15 protein-coding genes are annotated in these 16,099 nt (G+C 59.3%); all 15 read left to right on the forward strand.

The features are described 5' to 3' along the window. The first annotated feature begins 1,303 nt into the window (after positions 1 to 1,303). The 15 genes from V7756_RS12310 to fliJ all read left to right on the forward strand — a co-directional run bounded on the left by V7756_RS12310 (position 1,304) and on the right by fliJ (position 16,056). Positions 1,304 to 2,158 carry a flagellin domain-containing protein gene (locus V7756_RS12310; protein ID WP_335610477.1) on the forward strand — a complete coding sequence of 285 codons (855 nt, stop codon included), beginning with the start codon at positions 1,304 to 1,306 and terminating at the stop codon, positions 2,156 to 2,158. A gap of 74 nt (positions 2,159 to 2,232) precedes the next feature. Beyond that, positions 2,233 to 2,634: a flagellar protein FlaG gene (locus V7756_RS12315; RefSeq protein ID WP_335610478.1), complete on the forward strand. Its 402-nt coding sequence runs from the start codon at positions 2,233 to 2,235 to the stop codon at positions 2,632 to 2,634. A gap of 92 nt (positions 2,635 to 2,726) precedes the next feature. Beyond that, positions 2,727 to 4,169, forward strand: a complete 1,443-nt coding sequence (fliD, locus tag V7756_RS12320) for a flagellar filament capping protein FliD (protein WP_335610479.1) — start codon at positions 2,727 to 2,729, stop codon at positions 4,167 to 4,169. Beyond that, entirely contained in the window at positions 4,170 to 4,538 is a 369-nt protein-coding gene (gene fliS, locus V7756_RS12325; protein WP_335610480.1) for a flagellar export chaperone FliS, read from the forward strand. A 121-nt stretch (positions 4,539 to 4,659) separates the two neighbouring features. After that, positions 4,660 to 5,043 (forward strand): flagellar export chaperone FliS, encoded by a 384-nt coding sequence (gene fliS / locus V7756_RS12330; protein WP_335610481.1) that lies wholly within the window; start codon positions 4,660 to 4,662, stop codon positions 5,041 to 5,043. Positions 5,044 to 5,053: 10 nt separating this feature from the next. Beyond that, positions 5,054 to 5,350, forward strand: coding sequence for a flagellar protein FliT (fliT, locus tag V7756_RS12335; RefSeq protein ID WP_335610482.1), 297 nt, complete (start codon positions 5,054 to 5,056; stop codon positions 5,348 to 5,350). Between the two features lie 174 nt (positions 5,351 to 5,524). Then, entirely contained in the window at positions 5,525 to 6,994 is a 1,470-nt protein-coding gene (locus tag V7756_RS12340; protein WP_335610483.1) for a sigma-54 dependent transcriptional regulator, read from the forward strand. Positions 6,995 to 7,117: 123 nt separating this feature from the next. Next, complete coding sequence (locus V7756_RS12345; protein ID WP_335610484.1) at positions 7,118 to 8,332, forward strand: sensor histidine kinase; 1,215 nt, start codon at positions 7,118 to 7,120, stop codon at positions 8,330 to 8,332. Continuing rightward, on the forward strand, positions 8,329 to 9,738 hold the full coding sequence (locus V7756_RS12350) for a sigma-54-dependent transcriptional regulator (RefSeq protein ID WP_335610485.1): 1,410 nt from the start codon (positions 8,329 to 8,331) through the stop codon (positions 9,736 to 9,738). Before V7756_RS12345 ends, V7756_RS12350 begins: the two co-directional genes overlap by 4 nt. 460 nt (positions 9,739 to 10,198) lie before the next feature. Then, positions 10,199 to 10,531, forward strand: coding sequence for a flagellar hook-basal body complex protein FliE (fliE, locus tag V7756_RS12355; protein WP_335610486.1), 333 nt, complete (start codon positions 10,199 to 10,201; stop codon positions 10,529 to 10,531). 48 nt (positions 10,532 to 10,579) lie between these two features. Beyond that, positions 10,580 to 12,298, forward strand: coding sequence for a flagellar basal-body MS-ring/collar protein FliF (gene fliF / locus V7756_RS12360; RefSeq protein ID WP_335610487.1), 1,719 nt, complete (start codon positions 10,580 to 10,582; stop codon positions 12,296 to 12,298). After that, positions 12,291 to 13,313 (forward strand): flagellar motor switch protein FliG, encoded by a 1,023-nt coding sequence (gene fliG / locus V7756_RS12365; RefSeq protein WP_335610488.1) that lies wholly within the window; start codon positions 12,291 to 12,293, stop codon positions 13,311 to 13,313. The genes fliF and fliG overlap by 8 nt, the downstream gene beginning before the upstream one ends. A 161-nt stretch (positions 13,314 to 13,474) precedes the next feature. After that, entirely contained in the window at positions 13,475 to 14,272 is a 798-nt protein-coding gene (gene fliH, locus V7756_RS12370) for a flagellar assembly protein FliH (protein WP_335610489.1), read from the forward strand. After that, positions 14,259 to 15,608 carry a flagellar protein export ATPase FliI gene (gene fliI / locus V7756_RS12375; protein ID WP_335610490.1) on the forward strand — a complete coding sequence of 450 codons (1,350 nt, stop codon included), beginning with the start codon at positions 14,259 to 14,261 and terminating at the stop codon, positions 15,606 to 15,608. The genes fliH and fliI overlap by 14 nt, the downstream gene beginning before the upstream one ends. Further along, a complete protein-coding gene (gene fliJ, locus V7756_RS12380; RefSeq protein ID WP_335610491.1) occupies positions 15,601 to 16,056 on the forward strand; it encodes a flagellar export protein FliJ in 456 nt (151 codons plus the stop codon). The genes fliI and fliJ overlap by 8 nt, the downstream gene beginning before the upstream one ends. Positions 16,057 to 16,099 lie beyond the last annotated feature (43 nt).

The raw sequence follows: 16,099 nt of genomic DNA on the forward strand, positions 1-16,099 counted from the left end.
GGTTTCAGTAGATGTTTAGCATCTATCCCCTGGCGCATCGACGCCGTAGAAGGGAGAGGGAGGAGACCATCTCATCGAGTTCCATCTCGACCATGCGTGGTCAGCCATACCACCCCAGGCCGGGATGGAACCTGGCCCTCCCAGGAGAAGCGCGCTTTGTTTTTGCCGTTGCGGTTAGCTGGAAGGGTCGCGTTCCACCGCGACCATGCGTGGTCAGCCATACCCCCGCAGGCCGGGATGGAACCTGGCCCTCCCAGGCGGAGCGTGCTTTGTTTTTGCCGTTGCGGTTAGCTGGGAGGGTCGCGTTCCACCGCGACCACGCGTGGTCAGTCACACCCCCGCAGGCCGGGATGGAACCTGGCCCTCCCAGGCGGAGCGTGCTTTGTTTTTGCCGTTGCGGTTAGCTGTGGGAGGGTCGCGTTCCACCGCGACCATGCGTGGTCAGCCATACCACCCCAGGCCGGGATGGAACCTGGCCCTCCCAGGCGGAGCGTGCTTTGTTCTTGGTGTTGCGGTTAGCTGGGAGGGTCGCGTTCCACCGCGACCACGCGTGATCAGCCATACCTCCGCAGGCCGGGATGGAACCTGGCCCTCCCAGGCGGAGCGCGCTTTGTTTTTGCCGTTGCGGTTAGCTGGGAGGGTCGCGTTCCACCGCGACTATGCGTGGTCAGCCATACCATCCCAGGCCGGGATGGAACCCGGCCCTCCCAGGCGGAGCGTGCTTTGTTTTTGCCGTTGCGGTTAGCTGGGAGGGGCGCGTTCCACCGCGACCACGCGTGGTCAGTCACACCCCCGCAGGCCGGGATGGAACCTGGCCCTCCCAGCAGGTGCGCGGTTGTTTTTGATGTGGCGGTTAGCTGGGAGGGTCGCGTTCCATCGCGACCATGCGTGGTCAGCCATACCCCCGCAGGCCGGGATGGAACCTGGCCCTCCCAGGCGGAGCGTCCCTTCTGCTACGCGTGTCACTCAGGCTGCGTGCGTTCCCACGCTGGAGCGTAGGAACGATCAATGCCCCGCGGGAATCAGCCGCCTCAAAACGCACCCTAAAGTTATTTCCGCCCACGTCGATACACAGTCATCGGCGGAGCATCTGATTGGCGTCAAAACCATGTCAGGTGCGTTTAGGGTGATCTGGGTTAGCTGGGCGGTTGTCAAGCACAGCAAAAAATAATTCAGCAATAACCCTAAAGGTCCTGACAGGGATGCCGATAAAGTAATCGAATGCGAACTCAATGGGTGCCTGGGCAAAGCCGGCCCGCGAGTCGCAAGCTCAGGCAAACAACACTAGGTCGAGGTATTTATCATGGCTCTTACAGTTAACACGAACGTAGCTTCACTGAACGCCCAGCGTAATTTGAGTGGCAGCACTAATTCTCTTGCAACAGCAATGGAGCGCCTCTCATCTGGCTCTAGGATTAATAGTGCCAAAGATGACGCGGCAGGTTTGCAGATATCTAATCGCCTCACCAGTCAGATTAATGGCCTTAATGTCGCTGCCCGTAATGCGAACGACGGCATTTCTATGGCGCAGACTGCTGAAGGGGCTCTGCAAGAGTCAACAAACTTGCTTCAACGGATGCGTGAGTTGACGCTGCAAGCAGCGAACGGCAGCAATAGTGATGATGACAAAGACTCGTTGAATGCTGAAGTTGTTGAGCTTCAGTCAGAGTTGGATAGGATTGCCAACACAACTTCTTTCGGTAAAATCAAGTTGCTGGATGGCACAGCTGGATCTGTTTCTTTCCAAGTGGGTTCCGAGGCCAGCACGAACGACGTCATCACTGTGGGCTTCGAGAGTGGTACCACCGGTGAAGGTTTTGATGCAACGGATCTCGGCGTTGACGCCACGGCTGTGGACATTAGCTCCACTAGTGCTCTGACTACCGAGGATATGCTAACTGCGATCGATGCCGCTCTCCAAGAAATTGATACAACGCGCGCTGATTTGGGTGCCAAGCAGAATCGGTTCTCTTCTACAATTGCTAACCTGCAAAACATCTCCGAAAACGTGTCAGCCTCTCGCAGCCGCATCATGGACACCGACTACGCAGCAGAAACTGCTAATCTGACCAAAAACCAGATCATGCAGCAGGCCGGTACTGCGATGCTGTCCCAGGCGAACCAGTTGCCGCAGGCAGTTCTCAGTCTGCTGGGCTAAGATAGCCGGTAGTCGATAAGCAGCGGGGGGAAGAGTGATCTTCTCTCCGCATTGTCGTTTATGAGGCAAGGATTATGGAAACGCGCATTTCAGGTCTTTCGGGCGTGCCTCGGGTTGGCAGCGTTCAGGCCGAGCTCGACACGGATACCCGTTCGAGAGCGGTACTGCCTGTAGGAATTGCTCCCCAGGCGAAGGCACAGTACGTCGACGAAACGGATTTAGCGGTAGCTGTTACAAAGCCTGTTGAGAATGCCGAAGTTGATTTGCAGGCCGCAGTCGTTGAAATGAACGATTTTGTGCAGGCGGTCAACCGCGATATCGATTTCAATCTTGATGACGAGAGTGGGGAAGTGGTGGTGAACATCATGGATCGCGAAACCGGGAATATCATCAGACAGATCCCTTCTGAGGAAGCCTTACGGCTCGCGGAAAGCTTGTCAGAAGCGCGCAGTTTATTATTTAAAACTGAAGCATGAATAGAGCGCATTCTGGCGCATTTTTTGCTTGATGTCCGTGCTAAACATGATTCACTAATCGGACCGTCAAGAAACGGTCGAGAGAGGTTGATATGGCGCTTGGAGGAATTGGAGCGGGCATCGGGTCCGGTCTGGACATCCGCAGTATCGTGGATGCACTGGTTAATGCCGAAAAAGCACCCAAGGAAGCACAGCTCAATCGACTAGAAAAAGCGACCACTACTAAGGTCTCCGCTCTTGGGCAGTTTCGTAGCGCCATGTCCGCATTTCAGACCTCTTTGGCTGACCTTAATAGCGCTTCGCTGTTTCAGAAGCGTTCTGCTGTTTCCGCCAATACCGACATTTTCACTGCGACCGCGGGCTCAAAAGCCACAGCGGGTAATTACGATGTGAAGGTGTTCGATATTGCCAAGAGCAGCAAGATTGCACTTGCTGGCGTTGATAGCCCAGACACGGTTATCGGAACGGGTACGCTGGATATTCAGATCGGAAGCGAGCCGCCCCTTCAGGTGCAGATTGGGGAAGGGCAGGATACCCTGACCGGCATCCGGGATGCGATCAACCTTGCTGGCAAGGACAGCGGCCTGACTGCCACTATCGTTAATGATCCCAACGGCACTGGCGGGGCGCGGATCGTATTGAGTTCCGCCACCACAGGCGCAGGCAACGACATAACTGTCAGCTCCACCGCTGGCGCTACGGGCGACCTGTCGATTCTGAACTTTCCAGGATCCAACGGCATGGTTACTCCTGAGCGAGCTCCCCAGGTGATCACCCAGGCACAGAATGCAAGCTTCTCCGTTGACGGTATTACCCTCAGCAGTGCGACCAACACCATCGATAACGCTATTGAGGGTGTGACGCTGACGCTGAACGCAGCGCAGTCAGCCGAGGATCAAGCCGCCAACAAAACCGTAGGGCTTGCAGTTAGCGAAGACCGTGAAGCGGTCAAGACGTCAATTACTGCATTTGTTGACGCTTATAACAAGCTGGTTGGTACGGTTGGTTCTCTGACCAAGGTCACTGCAGTTGGCGGGGATGACAGTGCACCGGTAACGGGTGCCTTGGTTGGCGACTCGTCCGTACGGAGCTTTATGAATGGCATCCGTAGCGACCTTACCAGTCAGTCAGGTGGCGAGCTGCGCATTCTGGCAGACCTAGGCATTACCACCGAGCGAGATGGTAAGCTTAAAATTGATGATGCGAAGCTGGATACGGTTATCGAATCTGGCGTCGATAAGCTCGGTGACTTTCTGACTGGTGATACAGGCTTGATGGCTCGCCTGGAGAACAGGGTGAAGCCTTACACTGAAACGGGTGGGCTGTTGGACGGGCGCACCAAGGCTTTGCAAAACACCATTTCCGACGTGAGTGATCAACGCGAAGCGCTTGGCAGGCGAACTGCCCAGCTTGAATCGCGATTGCTTGCCCAGTTCAACGCGATGGATTCGTTGGTGGGGCAGCTGAGCGGCACCAGCAATTATCTGAGTGGCGTGCTGGAAAGTCTTCCCGGCGTTGTAAAACAGGACCGCTAAATGAAAAGCCCAATCGATACCTACAAGCAGGTCAATATCTCCCAGGAAGTATCCCAGTACCGCGCGGTTCAGCTGTTGCTCAACGGCGCCATCGAGCGCCTCAAGCTGGCGCGCCACGCCCAGGCAACCGGCAACCCCGAGCGCCGCGGCGTAGCGGTGAGCAGTACCATCAGCATTATCGGGGCGTTGCAGGCGGCGCTGGATAAGGATCTGGGCGGTGAAATTGCCGAGAATCTGGATGCTCTCTACGACTATATGACACTCAAACTTGCCGGTGTGGCACTGGACGATACGCCCCGCTCACTCGATGAGGTTCAGCATCTGCTGACTGAAATCAAGGAAGCCTGGGATGCGATCGAGCCGGCGTGACGCCTGCTCGCTCTGCTGAAGAAAAACCGGCCTGGCGCCGGTTTTTTCTTTTTTGGCCTTCAGCTTTAGGTTGCGGTGCCGATAAGTGAGTCATGTCCCATTTGCCAGCAGGGTTTGTCCGATGAATGCTTACGCCGCAATGAAGCAATACCAGACCGTTAACGTCAACGCTCAGGTCAGTGAGGCTGACCCTCACCGCCTGATCCAGATGCTGATGGAAGGCGGTTTGCAGCGTGTCGCGCAGGCCAAGGGCGCAATGATGCACGGTAACGTGGGGCTCAAGGGCGAGCAGATTGGCAAGGCTGTTGCTATTCTTGGTGGGCTGCGTGAAGCGCTGGACCACAAACAAGGCGGAGAAGTGGCGGGCAATCTGGATAGCCTTTATGCTTTCATGCAGCAGCGCCTGAGTCAGGCTAACCTGCGTAATGATCCAGCCCTGCTGGATGAAGTAACCGATTTGCTGCGTGAAGTGAAGGCCGGTTGGGACGGCATCCGCCAAGCGTGAGGAGTCAGACATGGCCAATGCCGTAGAGCAGTTGCAACATACCCACAGTTCTCTGATCGATGCCGTCAAGGCTGGAGATTGGCAGCAAGTTGGCGAGCTGGACCGGCTGTGTCGGGACCAGGTGCGCCAGGCGATGGAAGACCCCCAGCGCGATGACCAGCAGGTTGCCGTCGTGCTGGAAGACCTGAGCGAGACCTACCGCGAAGTGGTTGCCTTGTGTCAGGCGGTGCAGGGCAAGTTGGCGGAAGAGCTGCAGGGGCTGCAGAAAAGCCGCCAGAGCGCCAAGGTCTATCAGATGTTTTCCTGAAGGGCGGCTGTTCGTGGGGCTTTTGACTCCCGAAAAACAGCCAACTTTACTGCGCCAACTATTTGACTCCGGCGCCATTTCTGACTACATTTAGCCCCAAGATAACAGGGTGTGGCGCGGCGCCATCATTGCTCCGCGACCACCCCAGCCTGCCCACAGGAACGCCCCCTGCCTATGCTGCTCAATAGCCATATCTTATCGATCGACGATTCCGCGCAAAATCGCCATGACCTTTCGGTGATTCTTGGCTTTCTGGGTGAAGAAGCCGTTATCAGTGACTCGCAAAACTGGCTGGTGAGCGCGAACGCACAGGTGCAAGGGTCGGGTTCTATCAAGTGCGTGATTCTTGGTCGCTGTGAGCTCGAGCAGGGTCTGCCGGCGCTGTTGGGGCAGCTCGACAAGTGGGATGAGAATCTCCCCATCATCCTGATTGACCCGGAGCAGTCGAGCAAATGGCCGGATCACCTCAAACAACGTCTGCTCGCCGTGCTGGAACCGCCACTCAGTTACAATCACCTGCTCGATGCCTTGCATCGCGCGCAGGTGTATCGCGAGGTCTTTGAAGAAAATTCAAGCCGCCAGCGCCAGCGCGAGCCAAACTTGTTTCGCAGCCTCGTGGGCACCAGTCGTTCCATTCAGTCAGTACGGCAGATGATGCAGCAGGTAGCCGATACTGAAGCTACCGTGCTGATTCTTGGCGAGTCGGGTACAGGCAAGGAAGTGGTCGCGCGCAATCTGCACTATCACTCTCGCCGTAAAGACGCGCCTTTTGTGCCGGTCAACTGTGGTGCCATTCCGGCAGAACTGCTGGAGAGCGAACTCTTTGGTCACGAGAAGGGCGCCTTCACCGGTGCCATTACCACCCGCGCTGGTCGCTTTGAGTTGGCACAGGGCGGAACCCTGTTTCTCGATGAAATTGGCGACATGCCACTGCCGATGCAGGTGAAGCTGTTGCGGGTGCTGCAGGAGCGTACCTTCGAACGTGTGGGCAGCAACAAGGTGCAGAGCGCTGATGTGCGTGTTATTGCCGCCACTCACAAGAATCTCGAGCAAATGATAGCGCAGGGCAGTTTCCGTGAAGATCTGTTCTATCGTCTCAACGTTTTCCCCATCGATATGCCAGCCATGCGCGAGCGCATCGAAGATCTGCCGTTGCTGCTCAACGAACTGATTACCCGGATGGAAAAGGAAAAGCGCGGCTCGATCCGTTTCAGCACCTCGGCGATCATGTCCCTGTGTCAGCACGAATGGCCTGGCAACGTACGCGAGCTGGCCAATCTGGTCGAGCGCATGGCCATCATGCATCCGCACGGCGTGATTGGCGTGGGTGAGCTGCCGCGCAAGTTCCGCTATGTGGAAGACGATCAGGACGACCTGCGCCAGTTGCGTGAAGACGAGGACGAGCGCGGCGAGGCTTTCAGCGGCTTGGTCGGGCTTGATAGTCCGGCTTTCCTGCCGCCGGAGGGGCTCGATCTCAAGGAGTACCTGGCTGGCCTGGAGCAGACCCTCATCCAGCAGGCGCTGGACGAGTCCAGCGGCGTTGTTGCTCGAGCGGCAGAACGCCTGAAGATCCGCCGAACCACTCTGGTCGAGAAGATGCGCAAGTACGGCCTCAATCGCGGCGCCGAGCTGTCAGAAGACTGACGCGTTTTTTGATTTATTGCCGATTTTTACTACAAGCCTATGTTTTAAAAGGATTTTCATAAACTGGCATAGCCTTTGCTCTACCTCCCCTGATGACAGTTTTCAGTACCCAGGGGAATCCCGATGGCCGTATCCGCAACATCCGTATCGCAGACCGCTGCTCCCAGCGCCAAGGCTAGTGCCGAACCGCTGGCGGAGGCCTATGAGCGTTTCAGTGAGGTGTCCGAGCAGCTTGCTCAGTCACACGCGTTGCTGGAGCAGCAAGTGGCCATGCTCAAGCGGCAACTGGCTGATGCCGAGGCGCAGCGTACCCACGAGCTGGCAGAGAAGGCGCGGCTGGCGGGCCGGCTGCAGAATGTGCTCGACCTGTTGCCAGGTGGCGTTGTGGTGCTCGATGGCCGAGGGATGGTGCGCGAGGCCAACCCCGCCGCACGCGATTTGCTGGGTGAACCCCTGGAAGGTCAGCTGTGGCGCGACCTGATTCGTGAGCGCTTTGCCCCCCGTGAAGACGACTATCATGAGGTTTCCCTGCGCAGCGGCCGTCGTGTTTCGCTGGCCACCCGTTCACTGGTAGGCGAGCCTGGCCAGCTCATCCTGCTCAATGACCTGACCGAAACCCGCCAATTGCAAAGCCAGTTGGCACGCAATGAAAGGCTTTCCGCGTTGGGGCGCATGGTTGCTTCGCTGGCGCATCAGATCCGGACGCCGCTGTCGGCGGCGTTACTCTACGCCGAGCATCTGACTGCCGCAGAGCTGGCTCCGGTGCATCGTACGCGCTTCGCCGAGCGTCTGCAGGGCCGCCTGCAGAGTATTGAACATCAAATTCGCGACATGCTGCAGTTTGCCAAAGGTGACCTGCCGATGGACGACTGCCTGCCGGTCTCGATCTTTTTCGAGTGGTTGCAGAACCAGGCCGAAAGTCTCATAGAAGAAAAGGGCGCCAGCTGCCGCTGGGATTACCTGGTGCCAGCCGATCTCATGCTGCGCTGCAACCTCGATACCCTGACCGGCGCGGTGACCAATCTGATCGACAATGCCCTGCATGCGGGTGCCCCCCGGCCCAATCTCAAAGTCACGTTGCGCCTGATAGAAGGTCAATTGAGTTTGAGCGTGGTAGACACCGGTTGCGGCATGTCCCCGGCTCTGCTCGCGCGTATTGGCGAGCCCTTTCATACTACTCGGGCTCAGGGTACGGGTCTGGGGGTTGCGGTCGTCAAGTCGGTGGTGCAGGCCCACGGTGGTTCCTTTGCGCTGCGCAGCAAGGCCGGCTGGGGCACCTGTGCAGAAATGCTGCTGCCCGTGCGGGCGTTGATAGCCGAAGAGCAGGAGGCGCTATGAATACTCAGGCTACCCGGGTTCTCTTGGTAGAAGATGACCAATCCTTGCGCGAGGCACTGGCCGATACCCTGATGCTTGGCGGCTACGATTATGTGCAGGCGGCGGATGCCGAATCGGCGTTGGGTCTGCTACGTCAACATAACGTCAGCATGGTTATCAGCGACGTCAACATGCCGGGCATGGATGGGCACGCCTTGCTGCGTAACCTGCGTAGTCAACACCCGCAGTTGCCGGTCCTGTTGATGACCGCATACGGTACGGTACAACAGGCTGTCACTGCCATTCGCGATGGGGCGGTGGACTATCTGGTCAAGCCGTTCGCGCCCAAGGCCTTGCTGGATCTGGTTGCCCAGCACGCGCAGGGTAAGCTGCAGGCGGTGCCCGGCGAGGGTCCAGTAGCGGTGGAGCAGGCCAGCCTGCAGTTGCTGGACCTGGCGCGCCGGGTGGCCGGAAGCGATTCAACTGTCCTGGTATCGGGTGAGTCAGGCACCGGCAAGGAAGTGCTGGCGCGTTACATTCATCAGAACTCGCCACGTGCCGAACAACCCTTCATTGCCATCAACTGCGCAGCCATCCCGGAAAATATGCTCGAAGCGACGCTTTTCGGCCATGAGAAGGGCGCCTTTACCGGCGCAGTGGCAGCGCAGGCCGGCAAGTTTGAGCAGGCCAATGGCGGCACGTTGCTGCTGGATGAAATCTCCGAAATGCCCCTGAGTCTGCAGGCCAAGTTGCTGCGTGTGTTGCAGGAGCGCGAGGTCGAGCGCGTGGGCGGGCGCAAGCTGATTCAACTGGATATCCGCATCATCGCGACCACCAACCGTGATCTGCCGGCAGAGGTGGCGGCAGGGCGGTTCCGGGAAGATCTGTATTACCGCCTTGGAGTATTCCCTTTGCAGTGGCAGGCCCTGCGTGAGCGTCCCGGTGACATTTTGCCGATAGCCGAGCGCTTGCTCGCCAAGCACAGTCGCAAGATGAACATGAGTGCTATCGGCTTTTCCGCTGAGGCTGTGCAGGCGCTGCAAACGCATGCCTGGCCGGGCAACGTGCGGGAGCTGGATAACGCCGTACAACGCGCATTGGTTCTGCAGCAGGGCGGGCTGATTCAACCCTGCGATCTGTGCCTGACGGTAGCGCCTGGTACCAATATGACGGCGCGCACGCTCAGCGTCGCGCCTCCTGTTGCAGAGCCCGTTACGGTGGCGCCGCCAGCAGCCACGGGCGGCTTGGGTGCGGGTGTCAGACAGCGCGAATACCAGATGATCATCGACGTGCTGCGCTCCGAGCACGGTCGGCGCAAGGAGGCGGCGGATCGCCTGGGCATCAGCCCGCGGACGCTGCGCTACAAGCTGGCGCAGATGCGCGATGCGGGCCTGGATGTGGAGGCGAGTTTGTTTGCCGGCGTTTGAGTGCGCTGGCTCCATGCAGGCTGGATGGCCGAAGCTATCCAGCCTGGCGGGTAAGCCTGCGGCGTTACCCTCCCTACGTAGGCACACTGCGCCGCGCAGTTGCCTGGGGGCTACACGGTGACGAGCCAAGCACCTCGGCTCACGAGCCGCGCAGACGCCAGATGTAGGCTGGATGGCCGAAGCCATCCAGCCTGGCGGGTAAGCCTTCGGCGTTACCCTCCCTACGTAGGCACACTGCGCCGCGCAGACGCCAGAGGTAGGGTGGAAGGCCGAAGCCTTCCACCATGGCGGGTAAGCTTGCGGCGTTACCCGCCCTACGACGGATTTCCACCCAAGACGAGGCTAGGCCCCGCGCAAAATCCGCACACCCTGTGATACTCATCACATCTTGGCACCAATCTTGCTCAAGTACCTGTAAAGCGACAGTAGCCGTCAAAAATTTTACGGCCCGGAGGCAGGTATGACCCAAGGTGTTGAATTCAATCGTTTGATGTTGCAGATGCGCACCATGCAGATGGAAGCCATGGGCAAGCCGCAGCCTGCGGCTCCGGTTCAGCAGAACGTCAACGCCCCGGCATTCGACGACATGCTCAAGCAGGCGGTGGATCGCGTCAACGAACTGCAGAAAACCACGGGTAATTTGCAGACCGCGTACGAGCGCGGAGACCAGGGCATTGATCTGACCGAAGTGATGATTGCCTCCCAGAAATCGTCTGTAGCCTTCCAGGCCATCACCCAAGTGCGCAACAAGATGGTGACGGCCTACGAAGACATCATGAAGATGCCTATCTAAGCTGTATTTGACTGGTATTGTTTGCTGCTGACTGCTTGAGGAAAGCCAATGGAATCCGCCAATACACCCGCCACCCAGAACCAGCTGAATGCTGAGCGCAAGCCTTTGATGGGCTTGGCCTTTCTGGACAACCTGGCGCAGTTGCCGATGCTGCGACAGTTTGGGCTGCTGGTGGGTCTGGCTGCCAGTGTGGCTATCGGTTTTGCCGTCGTGCTGTGGTCGCAGGAAGAGGAGTATCGCCCGCTGTACAACAGCATGGAGGGCTATGATGCCGCGCAGGTGGTAGACATGCTGCAGCAAAGCCGCATCAACTATAAAGTCGAGCCCAACAGCGGCGCCCTGTTGGTCAGAACCGAAGACCTGGCCGATGCGCGCATGCGTCTGGCCGGGGCCGGCATCGCGCCGACCGACGGCAATCTGGGTTTCGAGATTCTGGATCGCGAGCAAAGCCTAGGCACCAGCCAGTTCATGGAGACCGCGCGTTATCGTCGTGGCCTCGAAGGTGAAATGGCGCGCACCATTGCCAGCCTTTATAACGTCAAGAATGCGCGCGTGCACATTGCCATCCCGCGCTCGACCGTGTTCGTGCGCGATGAGCGCAAGCCCAGCGCGTCGGTACTGCTGGAGATGTACGCCGGCCGTCGACTCGAGCCGGCGCAGGTGATGGCCATTGTCAATCTGGTGGCGACCAGCGTACCCGAGCTGGGCAAGGATGAGGTTACCGTGGTCGATCAGAACGGCAACCTGCTGTCCAATCAGAACGAGCTGAACGAGCTGACCGTCGCCGGTCGGCAGTTCGACTATTCCCGCCGGCTGGAAGATACCTATACCCGTCGGGTGCACAACATTCTGCAACCGGTACTGGGTGAGGGGCGTTACAAGGCGGAAGTTTCTGCCGATGTGGACTTCAGCGCAGTTGAATCCACAGCAGAAATGTACAGCCCCGAGTCGGCACTGCGCAGCGAGCAGGTAGTCAGTGAGCAGCGCAGCGGCAATACCGGCGCGGTTGGCATCCCCGGCGCACTCTCCAACCAGCCGCCCACCGGTGGCGTCGCACCGGAGCAGGCGATTGACCCGCAAACCGGTGAGCCGATTGCGCCAGTAGTGCCCAGAGACAGCCGCGAACAGGCTACCCGCAACTATGAACTGGACCGCCAGATCAGCCATACTCGGCAGCAGCAGGGTCGGCTGCAGCGCTTGTCTGTTGCCGTGGTCGTGGATGATCCCTCTAGCGTCAATGCCGAGACCGGCGAGGTAACCCGCACACCACTGAGCGAGGCAGAGATTGCCCGCCTGACGCGCCTGGTGCAGGACGCGGTAGGTTACGATGCCAGCCGTGGCGACAGCGTCAGTGTCATCAACAGTGCCTTTGTGGCGCAGCCGGAGTCGGAGCCGTTACCCGCCATTCCGTTTTGGGAGCAGCCCTGGTTCTGGGATGTGGCCAAACAGATTCTCGGTATTCTCTTCGTGCTGATACTGGTGTTTGCGGTGCTGCGTCCGGCGCTGAAGAATCTGACAGTGTCCAGTCGCAGTGGCAGCGGTGAGGGCGGCTATCCCGCCGCTTACCCGGAAGGTGGTGCAGGCGGACTCGATGATGACCTGCGTCCGGACCACGTCAGTCTGTCCGGTCCGGGATCGGCGCCGGTCCTGCTGCCGCCGCCGGGCGCCGGTTATGAACAGCAGCTGAATGCCATCAAGGGCCTGCTCGCCGAAGATCCGGGCCGGGTGGCGCAAGTAGTCAAAGAATGGATTAACGCCGATGAGTGAAGAAGCCAGCAAACGTCCGCAGAAGCTCTCGCGCCTGGATAAGGCAGCCATCTTTCTGCTCAGCCTCGGCGAGTCCGATGCAGCAGCAATTCTCAAGCACATGGGGCCCAAGGAAGTGCAACGTGTGGGTAGCGCCATGGCGGGCCTGCGCACCGTACACCGTGAGCAGGTGCAGGAGGTCATGGGCGATTTTATCGAGGTGGTTGGCGATCAGACCGGGCTGGGCGTGGGTGCGGACAATTACATTCGCACCATGCTCACCCAGGCGCTGGGTGAGGATAAGGCCAACAGCCTGGTGGACCGCATCCTGCTGGGCGGCAGCACCTCCGGTCTGGACAGCCTCAAGTGGATGGAACCGCGCGCTGTGGCCGACGTGATCCGCTACGAGCATCCGCAGATTCAGGCCATTGTCGTGGCCTACCTGGACCCGGACATGGCAGCCGAAGTGGTGGGTTATTTTGACCACAAGGTGCGTCTGGATGTGTTGCTGCGTGTGGCTTCACTCAATACGGTGCAGCCCTCGGCCCTGAAAGAATTGAACGAGATTCTGGAGAAGCAGTTTGCCGGCAACTCCAACACCACTCGGGCCAACATGGGCGGTATCAAGCGCACGGCGGATATCATGAACTTCCTCGAGTCCAGCACCGAGTCGCAGTTGATCGAAGCCATTCGCGAAATGGACGAGGATCTGTCCTCGAAGATCGAAGACCTGATGTTCGTGTTCGACAACCTTGCCGAGGTGGACGATCGCGGCATTCAGGCGCTGCTGCGCGAAGTCTCCTCGGAAGTACTGATCGTCGCGCTCAAGGGCGCAGACGACGAGATCAAGGAGAAGATTTTCCGCAACATGTCCAAGCGCGCCTCCGAACTGCTGCAGGACGACCTGGAAGCCAAGGGGCCAGTGCGCATCAGCGAAGTGGAAGCGGCGCAGAAGGAAATCCTGACTATCGCCCGACGCATGGCCGATGCTGGCGAGATTGTGCTGGGCGGCAAGGGTGGCGAGGAAATGATCTGATCAGGGCCGCCAGGATGGCGCATTCTGTCAGGCGGTTTTGCCTGCTCCGATGCCCGCCTATCCGGCCCGTGCCGAGCGCAGGTTTGCCAAGCGGCCAGACGTGCCTTGCGGTGCGGTGCTATTCTGGCGCAGTCATTCTTTCAGCTGCAGGGTAGTAGCCCATGGCGTCAAACAAATCCGAATCCGAGTTGCTGCGCGCAGGCCAGGTGGAAGGCTTCAGCCGCTGGGATCTGCCGAGCTTTGACAGCGCACCGCATCAGGTGGCGCTTGAGCGGGGCCAGCCCGAGGGGCAGCCTGAGCAGGAAGAGCCGCCGGCTGAGGTCGAAGAAGAGCTGGAAGTCGTTCAGCCCTTTACCGTGGAAGAGCTCGAGCAAATCCGTCAGGAAGCCTACAACGACGGCTTCTCTACCGGCGAGAAGGACGGCTTTCATGCTGGCCAGCTGAAGGGGCAGCAAGAAGCACGCACTGTTCTCGAAGCTCGCCTGGCCGAGCTCGAAGTCCTCATGAAACAACTGATGATACCGCTGCAGGAGCAGGACCAGCAGATCGAAGACATGCTCCTGCATATGCTCGAAGCCATGCTGCGCGAGGTTCTGCAACGGGAGATGCGCACTGATCGGACGCAGGTACTGCAGGTGCTGCGCGGTGCGCTCAAGGCCCTGCCAGTCGGTGCCGGCAATATTCGCATTTACCTCAACCCCGATGATTTCGATGCGATCAAGGCGCTGCGCGAGCGCCACGAGGAAAGCTGGCGCCTGTTGGAAGACGATAGCCTGATGGCCGGCGGCTGTCGCGTTGAGACCGAACACAGCCAAGTCGACGCCACGCTGGAAACCCGCATGCAGCAGCTGATTGCCCAGCTGTTTGAGGCGCGCCGAGAGCAGCGCGCCCATCCGCCTGAGGCGGATCTGAGCATCGCCGCCCGGGTGGATGATGGGGGCGACCATGAGCCAGTTTGAACGCACCAGCTTTGCCCGGCGCCTGTCCAGTTATCACGCGGCTATCAGCCTGCCGGCAGACCCGGTAGTCGAAGGCCGCCTTATCCGTATGGTGGGGCTGACGCTGGAAGCCGAGGGCTGCAAGGCGCCAGTGGGCAGCCGTTGCCTGGTCATCAGCGATACGCCGACCGGCCAGAACAGTATCGAAGCCGAGGTCATGGGTTTTGCCGGTAACAAGATTTACCTGATGCCGGTAGACCGTCTGGAAGGGCTGCAGCCGGGCGCCAGGGTGGTTCCCTCAAGCGGCGGCGGCAAATTGCCGATGGGGTCGGCAATGCTTGGCCGCGTGGTGGACGGTATCGGCCGGCCCCTGGATGGCAAGGGTGGCTTCAAGGCCGATGACTGGGTTGACCTCAACGGTCCGGTGATCAACCCGCTGAAACGTCACCCTATTGAAGAGCCGCTGGATGTGGGAATTCGCTCCATCAATAGCCTACTGACGGTTGGCCGTGGACAGCGTCTGGGGCTGTTTGCCGGCAGTGGCGTGGGCAAGAGTATGCTGCTGGGGATGATGACGCGTTTTACCGATGCCGATATCACCATCGTTGGCCTGGTTGGCGAGCGGGGTCGTGAGGTCAAGGAATTCATCGAACAGATACTCGGTGAAAAGGGCATGGCGCGCTCGGTAGTGGTCGCCTCGCCAGCCGATGATGCGCCCCTGATGCGCCTGCGGGCAGCCATGTACTGCACCCGCATCGCCGAATACTTTCGGGATCAGGGCAAGAACGTACTGCTGCTGATGGATTCGCTGACCCGCTTTGCTCAGGCGCAGCGGGAGATCGCCCTGGCCATTGGCGAGCCGCCAGCTACCAAGGGCTACCCACCCTCGGTGTTTGCCAAGCTGCCGCAACTGGTCGAGCGCGCGGGCAATGCCGAACAAGGCGGCGGCTCCATCACCGCCTTTTATACCGTACTGTCGGAAGGTGACGATCAGCAGGACCCCATCGCCGACGCTTCGCGCGCCATTCTGGATGGACATGTAGTGCTCTCGCGCCGGCTGGCCGAGGAGGGGCACTACCCGGCGATTGATATCGAGGCCTCCATCAGTCGGGCGATGCCGCAGATCGTCTCGCCCGAGCAATTGCACAAGGCGCAACTGTTCAAGCAACTCTATGCCCGTTATCAACAAAGCCGCGACCTGATCAGCGTGGGTGCCTATTCCGCCGGTTCCGACCCGCTGACCGACAAGGCAATGGAAAAAATGCCTTCCATGCAGGCGTTCCTGCGTCAGGGCCTGCATGTCAGTGTCAACCTGAGCGATAGCCAGGCCGCGCTGGAACAGACCATCAATGAGTGAAAGCCGCATTCGCCGTCTGGCGCCGGTGCTGGATATGGCGCTGGACGAAGAGCGCAAGGCCGCGACCGTGCTGGGGCAATGCCAGAAGCAACTGGAGGATGCGCAGGGCCGCTTGCGCGATCTGGAATATTACTGCGGCGAATACGCCAAAGGCTGGACCCAGCGCGGTGGGCAGGGCGTGGGCCGCGAATGGTTGATGAACTATCAGCGCTTCATGGCGCAAATGGAAGTGGCCATGGAGCAGCAGCGTCAGACCGTGGGCTGGCACGGCGAAAGTATCGAGAAGGCGCGCGAGAATTGGCGCCAGCGCTATCAGCGCCTCGAAGCCTTGCGCAAGCTGATTGAAAAATACCGCCAGGAAGCGCAAGCCAGAGCCGATCGGCAGGAGCAGAAATTGCTCGACGAACTGTCCCAGCGTGCTCATGCGCAGCGCGGAAATAATGCCTGACAGTATCGCAACCCTGTGCTAAAAGAAGTTGAACACCTAACAA

Origin of the sequence: Halopseudomonas sp., from assembly GCF_036961105.1 — a bacterium.
Taxonomy (GTDB): Bacteria; Pseudomonadota; Gammaproteobacteria; order Pseudomonadales; family Pseudomonadaceae; genus Halopseudomonas.

What these genes read in the sequence shown, in the direction of transcription:
- V7756_RS12315 (WP_335610478.1), top strand. Translation starts at nt 2,233, where the DNA reads ATGGAAACGCGCATTTCAGGTCTTTCGGGCGTGCCTCGGGTTGGCAGC.
- fliJ (WP_335610491.1), top strand. Translation starts at nt 15,601, where the DNA reads ATGAGTGAAAGCCGCATTCGCCGTCTGGCGCCGGTGCTGGATATGGCG.
- fliH (WP_335610489.1), top strand. Translation starts at nt 13,475, where the DNA reads ATGGCGTCAAACAAATCCGAATCCGAGTTGCTGCGCGCAGGCCAGGTG.
- fliS (WP_335610481.1), top strand. Translation starts at nt 4,660, where the DNA reads ATGAATGCTTACGCCGCAATGAAGCAATACCAGACCGTTAACGTCAAC.
- V7756_RS12340 (WP_335610483.1), top strand. Translation starts at nt 5,525, where the DNA reads ATGCTGCTCAATAGCCATATCTTATCGATCGACGATTCCGCGCAAAAT.
- fliT (WP_335610482.1), top strand. Translation starts at nt 5,054, where the DNA reads ATGGCCAATGCCGTAGAGCAGTTGCAACATACCCACAGTTCTCTGATC.
- fliS (WP_335610480.1), top strand. Translation starts at nt 4,170, where the DNA reads ATGAAAAGCCCAATCGATACCTACAAGCAGGTCAATATCTCCCAGGAA.
- V7756_RS12350 (WP_335610485.1), top strand. Translation starts at nt 8,329, where the DNA reads ATGAATACTCAGGCTACCCGGGTTCTCTTGGTAGAAGATGACCAATCC.
- fliD (WP_335610479.1), top strand. Translation starts at nt 2,727, where the DNA reads ATGGCGCTTGGAGGAATTGGAGCGGGCATCGGGTCCGGTCTGGACATC.
- fliE (WP_335610486.1), top strand. Translation starts at nt 10,199, where the DNA reads ATGACCCAAGGTGTTGAATTCAATCGTTTGATGTTGCAGATGCGCACC.
- fliG (WP_335610488.1), top strand. Translation starts at nt 12,291, where the DNA reads ATGAGTGAAGAAGCCAGCAAACGTCCGCAGAAGCTCTCGCGCCTGGAT.
- V7756_RS12345 (WP_335610484.1), top strand. Translation starts at nt 7,118, where the DNA reads ATGGCCGTATCCGCAACATCCGTATCGCAGACCGCTGCTCCCAGCGCC.
- V7756_RS12310 (WP_335610477.1), top strand. Translation starts at nt 1,304, where the DNA reads ATGGCTCTTACAGTTAACACGAACGTAGCTTCACTGAACGCCCAGCGT.
- fliF (WP_335610487.1), top strand. Translation starts at nt 10,580, where the DNA reads ATGGAATCCGCCAATACACCCGCCACCCAGAACCAGCTGAATGCTGAG.
- fliI (WP_335610490.1), top strand. Translation starts at nt 14,259, where the DNA reads ATGAGCCAGTTTGAACGCACCAGCTTTGCCCGGCGCCTGTCCAGTTAT.